Source organism: Hominisplanchenecus murintestinalis (assembly GCF_943193015.1).
Taxonomy (GTDB): Bacteria; Bacillota; Clostridia; order Lachnospirales; family Lachnospiraceae; genus Hominisplanchenecus_A; species Hominisplanchenecus_A murintestinalis.
Genome location: NZ_CALPCM010000023.1, coordinates 13,321 through 30,985 on the forward strand (window position 1 = coordinate 13,321; position 17,665 = coordinate 30,985).

The 17,665-nt window shown below is 46.6% G+C and carries 17 protein-coding genes; 1 reads left to right on the forward strand and 16 read right to left on the reverse strand.

Going from position 1 to position 17,665, the window contains the following annotated elements:
- Nucleotides 1–19: 19 nt before the first annotated feature.
- The 14 genes from ilvA to NFR99_RS09325 form a co-directional block, all read right to left on the reverse strand.
- Nucleotides 20–1,231, reverse strand: coding sequence for a threonine ammonia-lyase (gene ilvA, locus NFR99_RS09260; RefSeq protein WP_120482198.1), 1,212 nt, complete (start codon nucleotides 1,229–1,231; stop codon nucleotides 20–22).
- Between the two features lie 24 nt (nucleotides 1,232–1,255).
- The gene (gene ftsY, locus NFR99_RS09265) at nucleotides 1,256–2,185 is read right to left on the reverse strand and encodes a signal recognition particle-docking protein FtsY (RefSeq protein ID WP_120482200.1); all 930 of its coding nucleotides are present in this window, start codon (nucleotides 2,183–2,185) and stop codon (nucleotides 1,256–1,258) included.
- A gap of 80 nt (nucleotides 2,186–2,265) precedes the next feature.
- Nucleotides 2,266–5,826, reverse strand: a complete 3,561-nt coding sequence (gene smc / locus NFR99_RS09270) for a chromosome segregation protein SMC (RefSeq protein WP_251353473.1) — start codon at nucleotides 5,824–5,826, stop codon at nucleotides 2,266–2,268.
- On the reverse strand, nucleotides 5,807–6,517 hold the full coding sequence (gene rnc / locus NFR99_RS09275) for a ribonuclease III (RefSeq protein ID WP_120482257.1): 711 nt from the start codon (nucleotides 6,515–6,517) through the stop codon (nucleotides 5,807–5,809). The genes smc and rnc overlap by 20 nt, the downstream gene beginning before the upstream one ends.
- Before the next feature lie 160 nt (nucleotides 6,518–6,677).
- Nucleotides 6,678–6,905, reverse strand: a complete 228-nt coding sequence (acpP, locus tag NFR99_RS09280) for an acyl carrier protein (RefSeq protein WP_120482204.1) — start codon at nucleotides 6,903–6,905, stop codon at nucleotides 6,678–6,680.
- Between the two features lie 26 nt (nucleotides 6,906–6,931).
- On the reverse strand, nucleotides 6,932–7,930 hold the full coding sequence (plsX, locus tag NFR99_RS09285) for a phosphate acyltransferase PlsX (RefSeq protein ID WP_120482206.1): 999 nt from the start codon (nucleotides 7,928–7,930) through the stop codon (nucleotides 6,932–6,934).
- A 114-nt stretch (nucleotides 7,931–8,044) separates the two neighbouring features.
- Complete coding sequence (locus NFR99_RS09290) at nucleotides 8,045–8,530, reverse strand: cytidylate kinase-like family protein (RefSeq protein ID WP_120482208.1); 486 nt, start codon at nucleotides 8,528–8,530, stop codon at nucleotides 8,045–8,047.
- Between the two features lie 133 nt (nucleotides 8,531–8,663).
- A complete protein-coding gene (rpmF, locus tag NFR99_RS09295; protein WP_120482210.1) occupies nucleotides 8,664–8,843 on the reverse strand; it encodes a 50S ribosomal protein L32 in 180 nt (59 codons plus the stop codon).
- 3 nt (nucleotides 8,844–8,846) lie between these two features.
- A complete protein-coding gene (locus tag NFR99_RS09300) occupies nucleotides 8,847–9,374 on the reverse strand; it encodes a YceD family protein (RefSeq protein ID WP_120482212.1) in 528 nt (175 codons plus the stop codon).
- Nucleotides 9,375–9,426: 52 nt separating this feature from the next.
- Nucleotides 9,427–10,680, reverse strand: coding sequence for a chloride channel protein (locus tag NFR99_RS09305; RefSeq protein WP_120482214.1), 1,254 nt, complete (start codon nucleotides 10,678–10,680; stop codon nucleotides 9,427–9,429).
- Nucleotides 10,681–10,725: 45 nt separating this feature from the next.
- A complete protein-coding gene (locus tag NFR99_RS09310; protein WP_120482216.1) occupies nucleotides 10,726–11,604 on the reverse strand; it encodes an MBL fold metallo-hydrolase in 879 nt (292 codons plus the stop codon).
- Nucleotides 11,605–11,804: 200 nt separating this feature from the next.
- A complete protein-coding gene (locus NFR99_RS09315) occupies nucleotides 11,805–12,995 on the reverse strand; it encodes an acetate kinase (protein WP_251353474.1) in 1,191 nt (396 codons plus the stop codon).
- Between the two features lie 26 nt (nucleotides 12,996–13,021).
- The gene (gene pta / locus NFR99_RS09320) at nucleotides 13,022–14,017 is read right to left on the reverse strand and encodes a phosphate acetyltransferase (protein ID WP_120482220.1); all 996 of its coding nucleotides are present in this window, start codon (nucleotides 14,015–14,017) and stop codon (nucleotides 13,022–13,024) included.
- A gap of 134 nt (nucleotides 14,018–14,151) precedes the next feature.
- Nucleotides 14,152–14,427, reverse strand: coding sequence for a DUF1294 domain-containing protein (locus NFR99_RS09325; RefSeq protein ID WP_135974712.1), 276 nt, complete (start codon nucleotides 14,425–14,427; stop codon nucleotides 14,152–14,154).
- Between the two features lie 139 nt (nucleotides 14,428–14,566).
- On the opposite strand from NFR99_RS09325, the gene NFR99_RS09330 reads away from it, so the two are divergent.
- A complete protein-coding gene (locus NFR99_RS09330) occupies nucleotides 14,567–15,808 on the forward strand; it encodes a nucleotidyltransferase (protein WP_251353475.1) in 1,242 nt (413 codons plus the stop codon).
- 107 nt (nucleotides 15,809–15,915) lie between these two features.
- Here NFR99_RS09330 and NFR99_RS09335 read toward each other — a convergent pair whose 3' ends face one another.
- Nucleotides 15,916–17,280 (reverse strand): PFL family protein, encoded by a 1,365-nt coding sequence (locus NFR99_RS09335; protein ID WP_251353476.1) that lies wholly within the window; start codon nucleotides 17,278–17,280, stop codon nucleotides 15,916–15,918.
- 59 nt (nucleotides 17,281–17,339) lie between these two features.
- Nucleotides 17,340–17,612: an ACT domain-containing protein gene (locus tag NFR99_RS09340; RefSeq protein ID WP_120482233.1), complete on the reverse strand. Its 273-nt coding sequence runs from the start codon at nucleotides 17,610–17,612 to the stop codon at nucleotides 17,340–17,342.
- Nucleotides 17,613–17,665: the final 53 nt, after the last annotated feature.

Here is a 17,665-nt window from a genome sequence, read left to right on the forward strand (position 1 = left end):
TTTTCTTGACAAGATTTTGTTACAGGTTCGCACGAATGAGCCTCGGCGCATATCCGTTTTTCATCAGTGCGTCTACGATGCGTTTTTTGTGCTCTGTACCAAATGCTTCCAGGGTGATTTTCAGTTCTACGGCTGCGTTCCTGTTTGTACTCACAAACTGGTTGTGGTCAAGTTTAATAATATTCCCCTGTTCGTTTGCTACCACTGAAGCAACACGCACCAGCTCGCCCGGGCGGTCAGGCAGCAGCACAGACACCGTAAAAATACGATCCCGCTGAATCAGGCCAAGTTGAACTACAGAGGACATGGTAATCACATCCATATTCCCACCGCTCAGGATAGAAACGATTTTTTTTCCGCTGACATCCATATGCTTCAGTGCAGCCACCGTTAAAAGCCCTGAATTTTCTACAATCATCTTATGATTTTCGACCATATCAAGAAATGCCACAATCAGCTCGTCATCTTCTACTGTAATGATATCATCCAGGTTTTCCTGGAGATATGGAAAAATCCTTTCTCCCGGCGTCTTCACGGCAGTACCGTCTGCTATCGTATTGATCTGCTCTAAAGTAGTTACTTTTCCTTCTCTTATAGAAGTCTGCAGACAATTCGCTCCCGCCGGTTCTACACCGATAACCCTGATATTGGGATTCAGCAGCTTCGCCAGCGTGGATACTCCTGTCGCCAGTCCGCCGCCGCCCACCGGAGCCAGAATATAGTCTACCAGCGGCAGCTCCTTTACAATCTCCATAGCAATCGTTCCCTGTCCGGTTGCCACAGCCGGGTCATCAAAAGGATGAATAAAGGTATATCCCTCCTTTTCAGCCAGCTCATACGCATACGCACATGCCTCGTCATAAACATTTCCGTACAGCACTACCTCCGCGCCGTAGCCTTTCGTGCGTTCCACCTTAATCAGAGGCGTAGTGGTCGGCATTACGATTACCGCTTTTACCCCATACACCTGAGCCGCATATGCGACTCCCTGGGCATGATTTCCTGCCGATGCGGTAATCAGTCCTTTTGCGCGCTCTTCTGCTGAAAGGGTACTGATTTTATAATATGCTCCTCGAACCTTGTATGCCCCGGTAAGCTGCATATTTTCCGGCTTCAAATATACTTTGTTTCCTGTCTGCTCGCTAAAGTATTTGCTGTATATCAGCTTAGTTTCCTGTGTTACCTGTTTTACAATTTCTGATGCTTCTTCGAATTTCTCTAATGTAAGCATTCTTCTGCCCCCCCATCCTTTTTCTCAGTCAGCTATGTTAAAAAGTGCGTCTACAAACTGATCCGCGTCAAACTTCTGCAGATCGTCAATGCTCTCTCCTACGCCAATGTATTTCACGGGAATCCCCAGCTCTGAATGGATTGCTACGGCAATCCCGCCTTTCGCCGTGCCATCCAGCTTTGTTAGAATAATTCCTGTAATATCCGCTACTTCGCTGAACTCCTTTGCCTGCGCCAGTGCATTCTGCCCGGTAGTGCCGTCCAGAACGACCAGCGTCTCCCGAAATGCCTCCGGGTACTCCCGCTCAATCACCCGGTTAATCTTTCCCAGCTCCGCCATCAGGTTTTTCTTATTGTGCAGCCTGCCCGCCGTATCGCACAGAAGCACGTCCGCCTGGCGCGCTTTTGCGGCCTGCACTGCATCATATACAACAGAAGCCGGGTCTGAGCCTTCCTGGGCGGAAATGATATCCACCCTGGCGCGGTTCGCCCACTCGGTCAGCTGTTCCCCGGCCGCCGCGCGGAAGGTGTCTGCCGCCGCCAGTACAACTTTCTTTCCCTGGTCTTTCAGCTTCCCGGCCAGCTTTCCTACGCTGGTCGTTTTTCCTACACCGTTTACGCCGATAACCAGCACGACGGATTTCCGGTTTTCGAACTCATAAGCCGTTTCCCCCACATCCATCTGCTGTTTGATGCTGTCAATCAAAAGCTGCTTGCACTCTGATGGCTCTTTAATCTTTTCTTCCTTAACTTTCCGCTTTAAATCCTCAATAATCGCAGTGGTTGCATTGATTCCCAAATCCCCCATCACCAGGATTTCTTCGATTTCTTCATAAAAATCCTCGTCTATACTGGAAAACCCGCTGAAAATACTGTCAATTCCTGACACGATATTATCTCTCGTCTTAGTCAGACCTGCTACCAGACGCCTAAAAAAACCTTTTTTCTCTTCCATACCCCGCCTCCTGTCTTTGTGCACCGCCTGAATTAAGAAGCCAGCCGGATGCCCTGTTCCTGAATGTTCCTTTCCTGCCGTCAGTCATCAAGTTCATCTTCCAGCAGATTGACAGATACAAGAGCTGATATGCCCTTTTCCTGCATTGTGATTCCGTAAAGACGGTCTGAGGCCGCCATCGTACCCCGCCTATGTGTAATAATAATAAACTGTGTATTCTTTGTCAACTTTTTCAGGTAGTTCGCATAACGCGCCACATTCGACTCGTCAAGCGCCGCCTCAATCTCATCCAGCAGGCAGAACGGCGACGGTTTCAGGTTCTGTATCGCAAAAAGCAGCGCAATTGCCGTCAGCGCTTTTTCACCGCCCGACATCTGCATCATATTCTGCAGTTTCTTTCCCGGTGGCTGGGAGACGACGCGGATTCCAGCTTCCAGGATATCCTCATCTTCCACCAGTTCCAGGCTGCCCTTCCCGCCGCCAAACAGCTGTTTAAATGCTTTGTCAAACTCCATCTGAATCAGGGCAAACCTCTCTTTAAACTGAATACGCATTCCTGCGTCCAGTTCGTCGATAATTCCCAGAAGCGCATTTTCTGACTGCACAAGATCTTCGTGCTGTTCACTCAGAAAGCTATGCCTTTCAGACAGCTCTTTATAGTCTTCAATGGCATTTACATTTACGTTGCCTAATGCTTTAATTTCATTTTTCAGCGTCTGGATATCTTTTTTGAGCTGCGCCAAATCCGAGTATGCTTCATTCCGAAGTTCCGCCGCAGTGCCAATTCCCAGCCCGTATTCCTCCCACATATAGTTCGCCTGTGAATCTTTTGCTTCTTCCAGTTTTTCTTTCTGCGCTGTCAGGCGGAAATTTTCTTTATCCAGGAGACGGATTTTTTCTGAGAGCTCCTCCCGTCGGGTAAAAAATGATTTATGTCTGGTATTTAGCTGCTCCCTGCGGGACATAAAGCTCTCCTGCCTCTCTGCGCACGCAGCTTCTTCTGTACCGGCATCTGTTATTTTCTGCTGTATTTCTTCAATGTCTCTGTTTTTTTCCTCAATATCCCTGGCACTGACGTTTATACCCGCCTCTACCTGGGACTTTTCTTCTAAAAGAACGGTCAACTCACTGCCAATACGTTCCAGGTTCTGGCGAATAAATGCTCCGTTCTGACGGACTTCCTGAAGCTTTAAATGGATACTTTCAGAATGCGCGTTCTGGCTCTCCTGCTCTTTTCTCTCAGTTTCCTGCTGCTGCTGGAGCTTACGAATCTCCTCTTCCAACCCCTTTTCATTCTCCACTGAGATCTCCATCTCCTGCTCAATCTTTGCCTGCGCTTCCCGAATCTGTGCCGCCTGTTCTTCAATCTCTAAAGATTCTGCGCGCAGCCGCGAGAAATCATTCTGTATTTCACTCTGCTTTGCTTCCATCTGGGAAATTTCCATTTTTACCGTATTCTGAATGAGATATTGCTGCTGAAGCTTCTCATTTAGCCGGACAATCCTGGCTCTGTAATCGCTCCGGATGCGGCGGTTTTCATCAATCTCCTCCCGTATGGACTCCAAATCCTTTTTCAAAAGAGCTACGCTTACCTCCAGCTCTTCCATTTCACGGCGACGCCCCAGCAGATTACTGGTATTTTTAAATGCTCCTCCGGTCATCGAACCTCCGGGGCTTAAAGATTCCCCTTCCAGCGTAACAATGCGCAGACTATACTGATATTTTCGATTCAATTTAATAGCATGCTCAATGTTATCCGCTACCACCGTACGCCCCAAAAGATATTTTACAAGCCCTTCATACTTCCTGTCTGCCTGTACCAGACTGCTTGCCAGGCCGATAACTCCCGGTTCATGCAGCGCCTTTTCCTGATTAAAAAAATTCTTATTTCCAATGCTGGTCAGAGGCAGGAATGTTGCGCGTCCGAATTTATTGCGTTTCAAAAACTCAATCATACGCTTCGCTGTATCTTCATCCTCTGTGACAATATTCTGAATACTGCCTCCGAGAGCTGTTTCAATTGCCGTTTCGTAGGACTTTTCTACTTTAATAATATCTGCCACTACCCCAAGCAGCCCTTTTTCCTCCGCTTTCCGGCTCATCACCTTCCGTATGCTGTTCCCATAGCCCTCATACCTCTCCGTGATATTTTTCAGCGTCTCCAGCCTGGAAGCCTCTCTATGGTACGCCGTTTGTCCCGTCTCTACTTTTTTATTTTGGGCAATCAGCTCTTTCTGGACAGCGTCTGCTTTCTCTTCATACTGTCTGCTTTCTTCCAACAATTTCTCGATTTCTGCCGTAACCATTTCATAGTTCTGTCTCTGTCCATCCAGTGAATCTGTCTGTTCTGACTCCTGGCTTTTCAGATAAAGAAGCTTTTGGTTCACTTCCGCCTTCCGAATCTGAATCTGCTCCAGCATTGTACCATAACGCTGCAGTTCCCCTTTCGTAGACGCCCTCTGGTTTAGCAGGGAAATAATCGCATTTTTTCCTTTCTCAATTTCCGTTTCCAGATGAGAAAGGCTTGCAAGAATAGCATCAGCTTCCAGCCGGGAATCCGCTTCCGCTTCCTCTGCTTCCCGAAGTTCTTCTTTTAACTTTTTCAGAACTGCTGTTTCAGATTGCTGCTGCTGCTGCTTTGTGTCCATATCCCTGTCAATTGCCCGGATACGGTTCTGCAGATGCTCATTATTCAGTCCTGCTGCTTTAATCTGTTCCCGCAGGACATTTACCTGCCCTTCCATCTGCTGTTTCAAAAGCTGATTTTTTGCAGCTTTATCCTTCTCTTCGCTGATATGCCCGTCCAGTGTCTCCAACTCTGCTTCCAGCTTTTCATATTCCAGCTTCGCTTCCCCGTATGCCTTTCGGGTATCTTCCATATCATGCTCAGAAATTGCCAGTTTTCCGTCTGTTTCTTTCAACTCACTGCGAATACGTTCCATTTCCATAAGGAACATATTCACATCATAAATTTTCAGCTCTTCCTTTTTCTTAAGGTAAATTTTCGCTGTCTCTGCCTGGCGTTCCATCGGTTCTAACTGCTTTGTCAATTCACTTAAAATATCATTTACACGAAGAAGATTCTGCCGTTCATCCTCCAGCTTCTTCTGCGCGGTATGCTTTCTGCGCTTAAATTTGACAATCCCTACCGCCTCATCAAACAACTCTCTCCTGTCTTCCGGTTTTCCACTCAGGATTTTATCAATCTGCCCCTGCCCGATAATGGAATACCCCTCTTTTCCGATACCCGTATCATAAAACAGTTCATTGACATCTTTCAGGCGGCATGAAGTCCCGTTTAAAAGATACTCACTCTCACCGGAACGGTATACTCGCCGCGCAACCGTCACTTCTTCGTACTCTACAGGAAGCTTTTTATCAGAGTTGTCCAGTGTAATGGCCACATAAGCGTATCCCAAAGGTTTCCTGTTTTCCGTCCCGGCAAAAATCACATCCTGCATGCTGGCGCCACGGAGCTGCTTTGCACTCTGCTCGCCAAGTACCCAGCGGACGGCGTCTGCTACATTACTCTTACCGCTTCCGTTCGGTCCTACGATTCCTGTAATTCCATTGTGGAACTGGAAAACAATTTTATTTGCAAAGGATTTAAACCCCTGCACTTCAATCTTTTTTAGATACATCTTCCGACTTTCCTTTCAGCTTCATAATTGCCTGATAAGCTGCCTCCTGCTCTGCCGCCTTTTTTGTCCTTCCTATTCCCCTGCCCCATACCTGGCTGCCAAGCTGTACATCCACCTGGAACTGCTTATCATGATCCGGGCCGGTCTCTCCTGTCAGACAATAAATAACTTCCTCTCCTTTATAATCGCTCTGTACAATTTCCTGCAAAATAGTCTTGCTATCATAAAAGAGCTTCTTATGCTCAATGTCTGTCAGGATAAACCTGTGCACAAACTCTTTTGCACTAGCAAAACCACCATCCAGATAAATTGCCCCGATCAAAGCTTCCATAGCATCCGATACAATCGAATCCCGAAACCGTCCCCCAGTACGCTCCTCGCCTTTTCCGAGCAAAAGGTACTTTCCGAGTTCCAGCTCTTTGGTACACAATGCCAGCGTCGGCTCGCACACGATACTCGCCCGAAATTTTGTCAAATCGCCCTCCGGCATCCCCGGATATTGAAAAAACAGGAATTCACTGCTGATAATCTCAAGCACGGCGTCCCCTAAAAACTCCAGTCTCTCATTATCGCGAAAGTGCTCCTGTTTATGTTCATTCGCATAAGAGCTGTGTGTTAACGCCTGACGGAACAGCGAAAAATCCTGAAACGTATAGCCTGTCTTTTTTTCCAGTTCTCTCAATTCTTTCATGTACAGCATATTTTTCCCTTTCCGGCGCATTTTCTGCGCCATCGTGCCGGATAAAGCTGACTTCCAAATTTTTCCGCCTGCTGCTTTGTAATCCTTCATGGCACAAATATATGGAAAGGGTGCTGCGCCGCAGCACCCTTTCGACTTTACATAACTCCTTTTAAGCCAGTCCCTTTATCTGTTCTACGGCATCACCGACAGAAACAATCTTTTCTGCCTCTTCATTCGGAATCTCAATGTCGAATTCCTCTTCAATTCCCATAATAATCTGAAATACATCCAGGGAATCTGCCCCAAGGTCGTCGACAAAAGTTGTGTCCATAGTAATCTCATCCGCATCCACATTCAATACTTCTGCAATAATTTTCTGTAATTTCTCAAATTCCATAATGTCCTTCCTCTCTCACTTCTTGATTACATTTTTTCTTTGATTTTTTCATTAATCTTCTGCTGTTTAAACTGCACGCACTGGACGATAGAATTCTTGATTTCCAGTGCTTTGGAACTGCCGTGGGATTTTACTACCAGGCCGTTCAGCCCCAATAACGGCGCGCCGCCGTACTGACTGGCGTCGAAGCTTTTCAGAGTTTCTTTTAATGCCGGCTTCACAAGCAATGCCCCTATTTTAGATCTGAGGCTGCCCAGCATGCCTTCTTTCACTTTATGGATGAGCGTGGCTCCCACGCCTTCATACAGCTTCAGGATTACATTTCCCACAAAGGCCTCGCACACGATTACATCACAGACGCCTGCCGGGATATCGCGTGCTTCCACACTCCCGATAAAGTTAATATCCCCGCATTCTTTCAGCAGCGGGAATGTTTCTTTTACAAGTGCGTTCCCTTTCTCCTCCTCAGCGCCAATGTTCACGATACCGACACGGGGATTTTTCACGCCTACAACATGTTCCATATAGACGGAACCCATCTTTGCAAACTGCACCAGATGAGACGGCCTTGCATCCACATTCGCCCCACAGTCAATCAGAAGCGCAACTCCGTCTTTCGTAGGAATTAACGGCGCCAGCGGGGGTCTTTCTATTCCCTTGATCCGGCCGACAATTAACTGTCCGCCAACAAGAATCGCACCGCTGCTCCCGGAAGAGACAAAAGCATCCGCCTCTCCACGCTTTACCATATTCATGCCGACTACAATCGATGAATCTTTTTTCTTTCTGATTGCCATTACGGGCGGCTCTGCTGTCTCGATAACTTCCTCCGCATGTACAATTTCCACACGTTCCTTCGGAAAAGTGTATTTCCGTAATTCTCCTTCTATGTCAGCTTTTCTTCCGGTGAGATAAACAAAGATATCCTCCTGCCGGTTCACTGCCTCCACGGCGCCCTTTACGATTTCTTCCGGTGCGTTGTCCCCACCCATAGCGTCTACAACCACCTTCACTAAATCCTGCATAATCCTTCCTCCTGTTTGCTATAGATAATATACTAAACATCAAACTAAAGGTCAACATGTTTTTTCAATATGCCTTTGCCTGAAAAAAGCCTCTGCCAAAGCAGAGGCTCCGTTTTATATGTACTCTTTTTTTTCAAAATAGCGCATCAGGATATCCGCACAATTCTCAACGCCAAGACGCGAAGTATCCAGAATCATATGGTAATTATTCACGTCACCCCACGTTTTACCTGTATGCTCGTGGTAATAATCCGCCCTGGCTCTGTCTGTCTGCTCTACTTTTTCTCTGGCTTCTTCAAACGGAATGGACTCCAAATCCATAATCCGGTGAATTCTATCCTCCTTATCGGCGCACACGTATATATTAAATGCATTCCTCTGCTCCTTGAGGATTTCCGAAGCGCAGCGCCCCAGGATGATACAAGGCTTTTTTGCCAGCATACGGATAGCATCTGCTTCCGTCTCATAAGAATGCTCATGAAGACGTTCCTCGATAAATGCTTTATCATATACGGGTATTCCCAGTTTGCCGGATAATTCCCGGGCAACAATACTCGCGCCCGTTCCAAAGCGGCGGCTGACTGTAATTACTAAATTCATATGAATCCCTCCCTGATGTCTTTGGTTACGGTAATTAAGCTGCATTCTGATTATACCACTTACTGCCTCAAAATCCTAGTAGAAAACACAAGAAAAAACCTTTCGGATTTCCCGAAAGGTCCCATGTCCTGAATTAATCAACAGAAACGATTTCTTTTTTGTTGTATGTTCCGCAGTTTTTGCAGACTCTGTGGGACATCATCAGTTCGCCGCACTTGCTGCATTTCACCAAGTTCGGAGCAGTCATTTTCCAGTTTGCTCTTCTCTTGTCTCTTCTTCCTTTGGAAGTTTTATTCTTTGGACAGATTGACATGGTTTACACCTCCTTAAATTTGCTAAAGATATCACGGATTTGTGCCATTCTTGGATCTAAATCTGTGATATCACAGTCGCAGGTCTGTAGATTTAAATTAACGCCGCATGTGCTGCAGATTCCTTTGCAATCCGCTTTACACAGGACTTTTGTTGGCCAATTTATTAAAATTTCGCCATAGACAAGCTTATCCACATCCAGATTATATCCATCTATGAAGTTCTGTTCGTCCAGCTCCTCTATCTTTTCAGATGCACTTAGTTTCATATCCACGGATTTTTCAAAATCCATATCAATCCGCACCGATACATCTTCAAGACAGCGGCTGCATGGGATGACCGCCTCGAATGACATCTTCCCTGCAATCTGCAATTTCCGGTTCCCTTTATTCCTGATCTCCAGCGAAACCGGCGTCTTGCCCATGATAGGAAATTCCCCTAAAGCCGATGAAAACACTTCAGGCTTATAAGGTACTTCTGCATGTATTATCTTTTCCTCGCTATTTGCAATATTGGTTAAGTCAATCAGCATAAGCTCTCTCCTATTCACACTTTAGCTATTATACTCACACTGAAATCTTTTGTCAAGAGGTTTTTCTTGACAAGCATTCCACAATATCTTGTAACTTCGTTTTAGAATACAAAATCTTCTGACTGCGATACAGTCCATAATTTCCCGATTCCAGATAACTGATACCTGCCGCCAGCAGAAAAAAAGGCATATGGTCTGCTCCGAAAAACTCAACGCACAAAAAAAGTGAAGCAATCGGGCAATTTGTCACGCCGCAAAACACGGCCGCCATTCCGCATGCAGCCGCGAGCGATGCCGGGAAACCGGTAATCTGGCCAAAAAGACAGCCGAACGTCGCTCCCACAAACAATGCCGGGGCAATTTCACCGCCGCGGAAACCGCTCCCCAGCGTTACTGCGGTAAATATAATCTTCAAAATAAATGCTGCCGCCGCCACTTTTCCCGCAACCGCAAGCTCTATGACTCCCATACCTGCGCCCAGATAATCTGCCGTATCCAGCAGCTTTGCCATCAATATGATAAGCACGGCTCCTGCAAGAATTCGCAGCCATTCATTCGGAATATATTTTTTGAATAAACGTCCGGTTCCCTGTATTACCGTACAGAATAAAATACTGACAAGCGCGCACAACACTGCCAGTACCACTACCAACAGGAAATTTTTCCAGTCCAAAACTGCTGTGGCAGAAATCGAAAAACTTTCAGCACGGGCGCCCACAAATCCCGCTATGGATTTTGCTGCAAGCGCTGCCACGGCACAGGGCACCAGCGCCGCATACTGCATCACTCCCACGCTTGCAACTTCCATTGAAAACACCGTTGCCGTCAGAGGTACTCCGAAAAGCGCTGAAAACCCCGCGCTCATTCCACACATAAGCATGATTTTATGGTCATATCCGTCAAGTTTCAGCCATTTCCCAAACGCATTGCCGAGGCTGCCTCCAATCTGCAGGACTGCTCCTGCTCTTCCTGCCGAACCGCCGAATGCATGGGTCAGAACTGTTGATATAAGAACCAGCGGCGCCATGCGCAGAGGTATCACTGCCTTCGTCTGAATGCCTTCCAGCAGGCAATCAGTTCCCGCTTTATATGAATCCAGCCGATACAGGGCTACAATCGCCAGTCCCGCTGCCGGAAGAAAATACAGCATCCACGGGTTACTGGCCCGAAATGCCGTCGCTTCCGCAACGCAGCGCCCAAACAATCCAACCAGCAGCCCTGCCGCCAGCCCGACTCCCCCAGCCAGAACAACCCAACGGATAAGGCCCCCGGCTCGTTTAATACATATCTCCATCTTCTTTTTCATATGAAATTCCACCCTATGTCATAGATCACTCAAAAGACTGCCCGTTTACACTGCTTTCCAGAGTAGAAAATTATCTTCAAACACCGTATCCAGCCTCCCGCCGTCTTTTAGCCAGGAAAGATAAGAACGGATGGTACTGCCCACCAGCACATACTGCTCAAAATTCATCACAAGGCCATACTCCTGAAAAATTTTCTGAAGGATTTTTTCATAGTTTACAGGCTCTTTACAGATATTTAAAAGACGCCCTGCAATCTCCAGTACCTTTTCTCTATTGTAGAGAACAAGCGGTTTGATATCCTCTGTCACTTCTGCATGGGCAGGAACAAACACAGACGCATCCATTTTTTCCACCTTGTCCAGTGTATCCAGATATGCGCCTACATCATAAATAAACGAAACCGCATATTTGTCTAATGTTGCTTTACTGCTTATACAGTCTGCCAGAAACACCGTTCCATCCGGCGTCCGAAATCCCACCATATCAAAAAAATGTCCTGGCAGATGAAGAATCTCAAGTTCTTTAGGAAATTCTTCGTCCGAAAAATCTGTTACCGCACTCCCCTGAGCCAGAAGAAATTTGTGCCTCAAATCCTTACAGGGATATCCTCCGTACAGAAACGCCGGTTCCAGAATAGGGTATTCCGTAAACGCCGCTTCGATACCGCCGGAATAAACCTTACACCTGGTCTGTCCCTGCAGATAGCGATTGCCGCCGATATGATCCGCGTTGGAATGGGTATTTAGAATCCCTTTTAACTGCCAGCTATTTTTATCCAGAATCTGCCGCACCTTCCTGCCGGCATCCTTATCATTCCCACTGTCAATCAGATAAACATTGTTTTCTTCCGCCAGATAAACCCCTATCTTCGCCGGACAATTTATGTAGTAACACTTATCGCTGAGCTGTATCAATTCATACATTATAAAGTCCCTCCAATCCTTGCTTCAATTCTATCATCTAACCCCAGACATCACAAGTACATTTCCCAAAAGTATAGGAAAAACATGTGCCTCCTCAGTGCTTTTCAAAAATACAGCGCTTTAGATACACACAGCAAAAGTGGCGGTTTCCCGCCACTTTTATCTATTATAAAAAACACCTATTCTTTTGCTATCTATACTTATACCAGAGCCACCGTTTCACGGCAGATAGCCAGCTCTTCATTTGTCGGAATCACGGCAACTTTCACATTAGAATCCGGTGTGGAAATAACCATGTCCTCTCCCCTCTTGCTATTTGCTTCCGCATCCAATTTGATTCCCAAGTATCCGAAATGCTCGCAAACTTTTTCACGCACAATCCCGGCATTCTCACCGATACCTGCGGTAAATGCGATTGCATCCACGCCGTTTAAAGCAGCTACATAAGAACCGACATATTTTGCCACACGATAACAGAATACTTCCAGCGCGTTTGCTGCATACTCATTTCCGGAGTTCATTCCCTCTTCCAAATCGCGGAAGTCGCTGGAAAGCTCTTTGGAAAGTCCATATACGCCGGACTTTTTATTCAATACATTCATTACGCCTGCAATATCCAGATTTTCCTTCTTTGCCAGGAATTCCATGATAGCCGGGTCGATATCTCCGGAACGTGTTCCCATTACAAGTCCCTCTAATGGTGTAAGTCCCATAGAAGTATCTACACATTTTCCGTCTTTCACTGCACTGATGGAAGCGCCGTTCCCCAGATGGCATACGATAATTTTAGAATGATTGATATCCAGCCCCAAAAACTCTGCAGCATGTTTTGAAACGAAACTGTGGGAAGTTCCGTGGAATCCGTACCTTCTCACTTTATATTTCTCATAGTACTCATACGGAAGCCCGTACAGATATGCCTTTGCAGGCATGGTCTGATGAAATGCCGTATCAAACACGCCTACCATCGGTACATCCGGCATCAGCTCTTTGCAGGCATTGATACCAATCAGGTTTGCCGGGTTATGGAGCGGCGCCAAATCGTTACACTCGGCAACTGCCGCCATCATCTCATCTGTGATAACTGCGGAAGAAGCAAACTTCTCGCCGCCATGTACGATACGGTGCCCTACCGCATTTACTTCTGCCAGACTTGCAATCGCCCCCGTTTTCTCGTTTACGAGCGCATCCAGCACCATCTGGATAGCTTCTTTGTGAGTCGGCATCGGCGCTTCTGTGATTTCCTTATCACAGCCCGCTTTCTGGTATACCAGCCTTCCGTCGATTCCGATTCTCTCGCAAAGCCCCTTTGCCAGCACTTCCTCTGAATCAGAATTGATCAACTGATATTTCAGTGAAGAACTTCCGCAGTTAATAACTAACACGTTCATTTTCTTTTCCTCCTAAATTTAGACTTCTATTCAGCCTGGCACTGTACAGCCGTAATGGCAACTACACCCACGATATCCTCAGAAGAACATCCGCGTGATAAATCGTTGACCGGCTTTGCGATACCCTGGGTAACCGGACCATAAGCCTCTGCTTTTGCCAGCCGCTGTACCAGCTTGTACCCAATATTTCCGGCATCCAGATCCGGGAATACCAGGACGTTTGCCTTACCTGCAACCGGGCTGTTCGGAGCCTTGGAAGCGCCTACGCTCGGAACGATAGCAGCATCCAGCTGGAATTCGCCGTCCAGTTTCAGTTCCGGGTTTTCTTCTTTTGCGATTCTCGTTGCTTCTACTACTTTGTCAACATCTGCATGTTTTGCGCTGCCCATCGTAGAGTGTGAAAGCATTGCCACAACAGGCTCTTTCTCAACCAGAAGTTCGAATGACTCTGCGGAAGACTTTGCGATAGCTGCCAATTCTTCCGGCGTCGGGTTCTGGTTCAGACCGGAGTCTGCAAAGATAAATGTGCCGTCTGCGCCATACTCGCAGTTCGGGACAACCATCAGGAAGAACGCAGATACCAGTTTCGTTCCCGGTTTCGTTTTCAGAATCTGAAGACACGGACGAAGTGTATCAGCAGTAGAATGACATGCGCCGGAAACCATACCGTCTGCATCTCCCATTTTTACCATCATAACACCGTAGTACAGATACTGGTTCAGCAGGATTTCCTTTGCCTGCTCCGGCGTCATGCCCTTTTTCTGTCTCAGCTCTACCAGTTTATCAATATAGGCTGCTGTCCTCTCATCTGTAGCCGGGTCTACAATCTTTGCACCTGAAATATCAAGCCCTTCGCTTCCTTTTTTAATTTCTTCCTCGCTTCCAACCAGGACGACATCTGCGATGCCTTCCTTCAGAATCTGCGCGGTAGCTTCGTATGTACGGCGATCCTCTGTCTCCGGCAGTACGATAGTCTTTTTATTTGCCTTTGCCCTGGCTTTGATTACGTCAATAAATCCCATGATTTCTGACTCCTTTCGTAATGTTTTAATAGTTTTATTATATCTCTGCCCGGCTGGAATTTCAACTGCTGAATATGTATATTTTGGTATACAAGGTTGCTTGTTTAAATTCTTAAGAACTTTCCTATTGATTTCTATCGCAAAATCAAATATCCCATCCCAATTTCCAGCAGCATAATCAACGGAACGCCAACAGAAAACTTCGGCTTCCGAATCTTATGCCGAAAAAAATGCATCCCCAGAAAAGCTCCAAACACACCGAGAAATGCTGCTCCCAAAAGCGCCTGCTCCGATATTCTCCATTTATGACGCTCTGCTTTCCACTTGTCCACACCATACAAAACAAAAACTGCTGCATTGATGAGCAGGTATAGCCATACAAATATATCTCCCAATCCTTCTATATGCATAGGTTTGTCCCTCCGTTTCCCTTTTCTCTTTCCGAATTATAGCATTTCCTTCCCGCAAAGTCTATTTTTCTTCCCGATTTAGGTATACAAAACCACTTTTTGCAGATATACTTACTTTAAAACTCAGGGGGATATTTTTATGAAAACTGTCGGTGTGATTGCTGAATATAATCCGTTCCACAATGGACATGCCTGGCATATGCAGGAAGCAAAAAGAATCTCAGGTGCAGACTTCTGTGTTGTTGTCATGAGCGGAAATTTTGTGCAGCGGGGAGCTCCCGCTATTCTTGATAAATACGCACGAACCCAAATGGCTCTTGCCTGCGGCGCCGACTTGGTGCTGGAGCTTCCCGTTTCCTGGGCATTGGGAAGCGCTGAATATTTCGCTTCCGGCGCTGTCTCTCTGCTGAATTCTCTTGACTCAGTGGATTTCCTGTGCTTCGGAAGTGAGTGCGGAAAACTTGCTCCTCTTCATGAAACCGCCCAAATCTTAAACAGTGAACCGGATGAATACCGCCTGTTTTTAAAAAAGAACCTGAAAGCCGGAAAGTCCTTTCCACTGGCGCGCGCCAATGCGCTGGAACAATATCTTCCGAATGCGCCCGTTTCCTCACTCCTGAGAGAGCCGAACAACATACTGGGAATCGAATACCTGAAAGCCCTGCTCCGCTTTGACAGCCGGATACAGCCTTTTACTATTCCCCGTACCGGAAGCGCTTACCACTCCCATACGCTTCACGGAACCTTTAGCTCTGCCACAGCTTTACGAAAGCTTCTCGACGCTGCAAAGCTTTCAAGTTTGAAATCTGAAACCCCTCTTCCTGTATATGAAATCCTGCTGGGAGAACTGGGGAAGTCCTGTCCTGTAAGCATCCGGGACTTTTCTCCCCTGCTCCATTACAGGCTTCTTTCCATAGCCTCCCCCGAGGAATTAACAGATTTCCAGGACGTTTCTGCAGAACTGGCCGACAGAATATTCCGTCTTATTCCCGGATTTGAGGATATTGAACAGTTTATCTCCTTAGTAAAGACGAAGCAGTATACGGAAAGCCGCATCTCACGCTGCCTATTCCATATTCTTCTGGATATCCGTATGGAAACTGTTCAGGCACAGCAAGACAATGGTTGGAACAGTTATGCCAGGATTCTGGGACTGTGCAAAAAAAGCTCCTCTCTTCTGCGTAAAATCAAAGAGAGGAGCTGTATACCCCTGATTACCAAGCTGGCTGACGCCAAAAAACTGCTCTCGCCGGAACAGATGGAATTTCTCAAAAAAGACATCTACGCATCAGAAGTATTCCAATGCGTAACTACCGGAAAATTCAAGCAGGGCGCCTACAGTGAGTATCGGCGTCAAATTATCCTATGGGATGAACGTTAAATCTACTCTCCCCAATTACCGTAATTCCCTGCCAAGTTTATTTTGAAATATCATAGTCAATTTCTTTTTTGTTTCTGCTGGCAGCGGCACAGCCCCTGAAGCCTGCTTTAATTTTTAAAGCTGTGGATAGGCGCCGGAATCCTCCCTGTCCTGTTTACAAATGCATCACAGCCAAAGGAATTCACCGGCATGATAGGAGCGTATCCCAGCAGCCCGCCGAATTCCACGATTTCACCTACGCCTTTTCCAATTACAGGAATCAGGCGAACAGCCGTCGTTTTCTGGTTTACCATTCCGATGGCCATCTCATCCGCGATAATACCTGAAATCGTAGTATCTCTCGTATCTCCCGGAACCGCAATCATATCCAGGCCTACAGAGCATACACAAGTCATAGCCTCCAGTTTTTCCAGCGTGAGCGCTCCCGCCTGTACTGCGTCAATCATTCCCTGGTCCTCACTGACCGGAATAAACGCGCCGCTCAAACCGCCCACATAAGAAGAAGCCATCACACCGCCCTTTTTAACCTGGTCATTTAAAAGCGCCAGCGCCGCTGTAGTTCCGGGCGCTCCTGCGTGCTCCAACCCAATCTCGCCGAGAATGTCTGCCACGCTGTCTCCGATAGCCGGAGTCGGAGCTAACGATAAATCTATGATTCCAAACGGAATATTCAGCATCTTCGATGCTTCCTGTGCCACGAGCTGCCCCACGCGGGTGACTTTAAACGCCGTTTTCTTAATCGTCTCGCAGAGCACCTCAAAACTTTCACCCCGCACCTGCTCCAGCGCAGTTTTTACAACGCCCGGACCGCTGACGCCTACATTGATGATGGCATCAGCTTCCGTCACTCCATGAAATGCTCCTGCCATAAATGGATTATCATCCGGCGCGTTACAGAACACTACCAGCTTCGCACATCCCAGAGAATCTTTTGCCTTCGTTAGCTCCGCCGTCTCTTTGATAATCTCTCCCATCAGGCGTACCGCATCCATATTGATGCCGCATTTTGTGGATCCTACATTTACAGAACTGCACACACGTTCCGTCTGCGCCAAGGCCTGGGGAATCGAACGTATCAAATATTCATCACTTTTCGTCATGCCTTTCGATACCAGAGCCGAATAACCGCCGATAAAGTTTACTCCTACTTCGTGCGCCGCTTTGTCCAGAGTCCTGGCAATGGACACAAAATCTTCAGGACATTTACACGCATTGCCTCCCACCAGAGAAACAGGGGTTACAGAAATCCTTTTATTCACGATAGGGATTCCGTATTCCTGCTCAATATACTTCCCGGTAGAAACCAGATCCTTTGCCACTGTCGTAATCTTCCGGTAAATATTCTGATTTACCTTTTCCAAGTCAGAATCTACACATTCCAATAAACTAATGCCTAACGTAATCGTGCGCACGTCCAGATTCTCCTGGGTAATCATCTTATTCGTTTCATTTACTTCAAATATATTTATCATGATGACATTTCCTCCCGTTTATCGCAGCTATCATCCATCCCAAACATCCTGTATACAGCTTATATTCTGTGCATCTTATTGAAAATGTCCTCATGCTGGCACCGAATAGTTACGCCGATCTCCTCGCCAAGCTGCGCCAAATCTTTTGTCAGATCCCCGAAATCTTTTGAGGCTTTGTTTGCATCTGTTATCATCATCATGTTGAAAAATCCCTGTACAATCGTTTGCGAAATATCCAGGATGTTTACATTGTTATCTGCCAAATACGTGCAGACCTTTGCAATAATACCTACCGTATCTTTTCCCACCACAGTTATAATCGTCCTTTTCATATTTTCCCCTTTCTAATCACATAATCTTGCCGATTTGGAAGTTTACTTCCAAA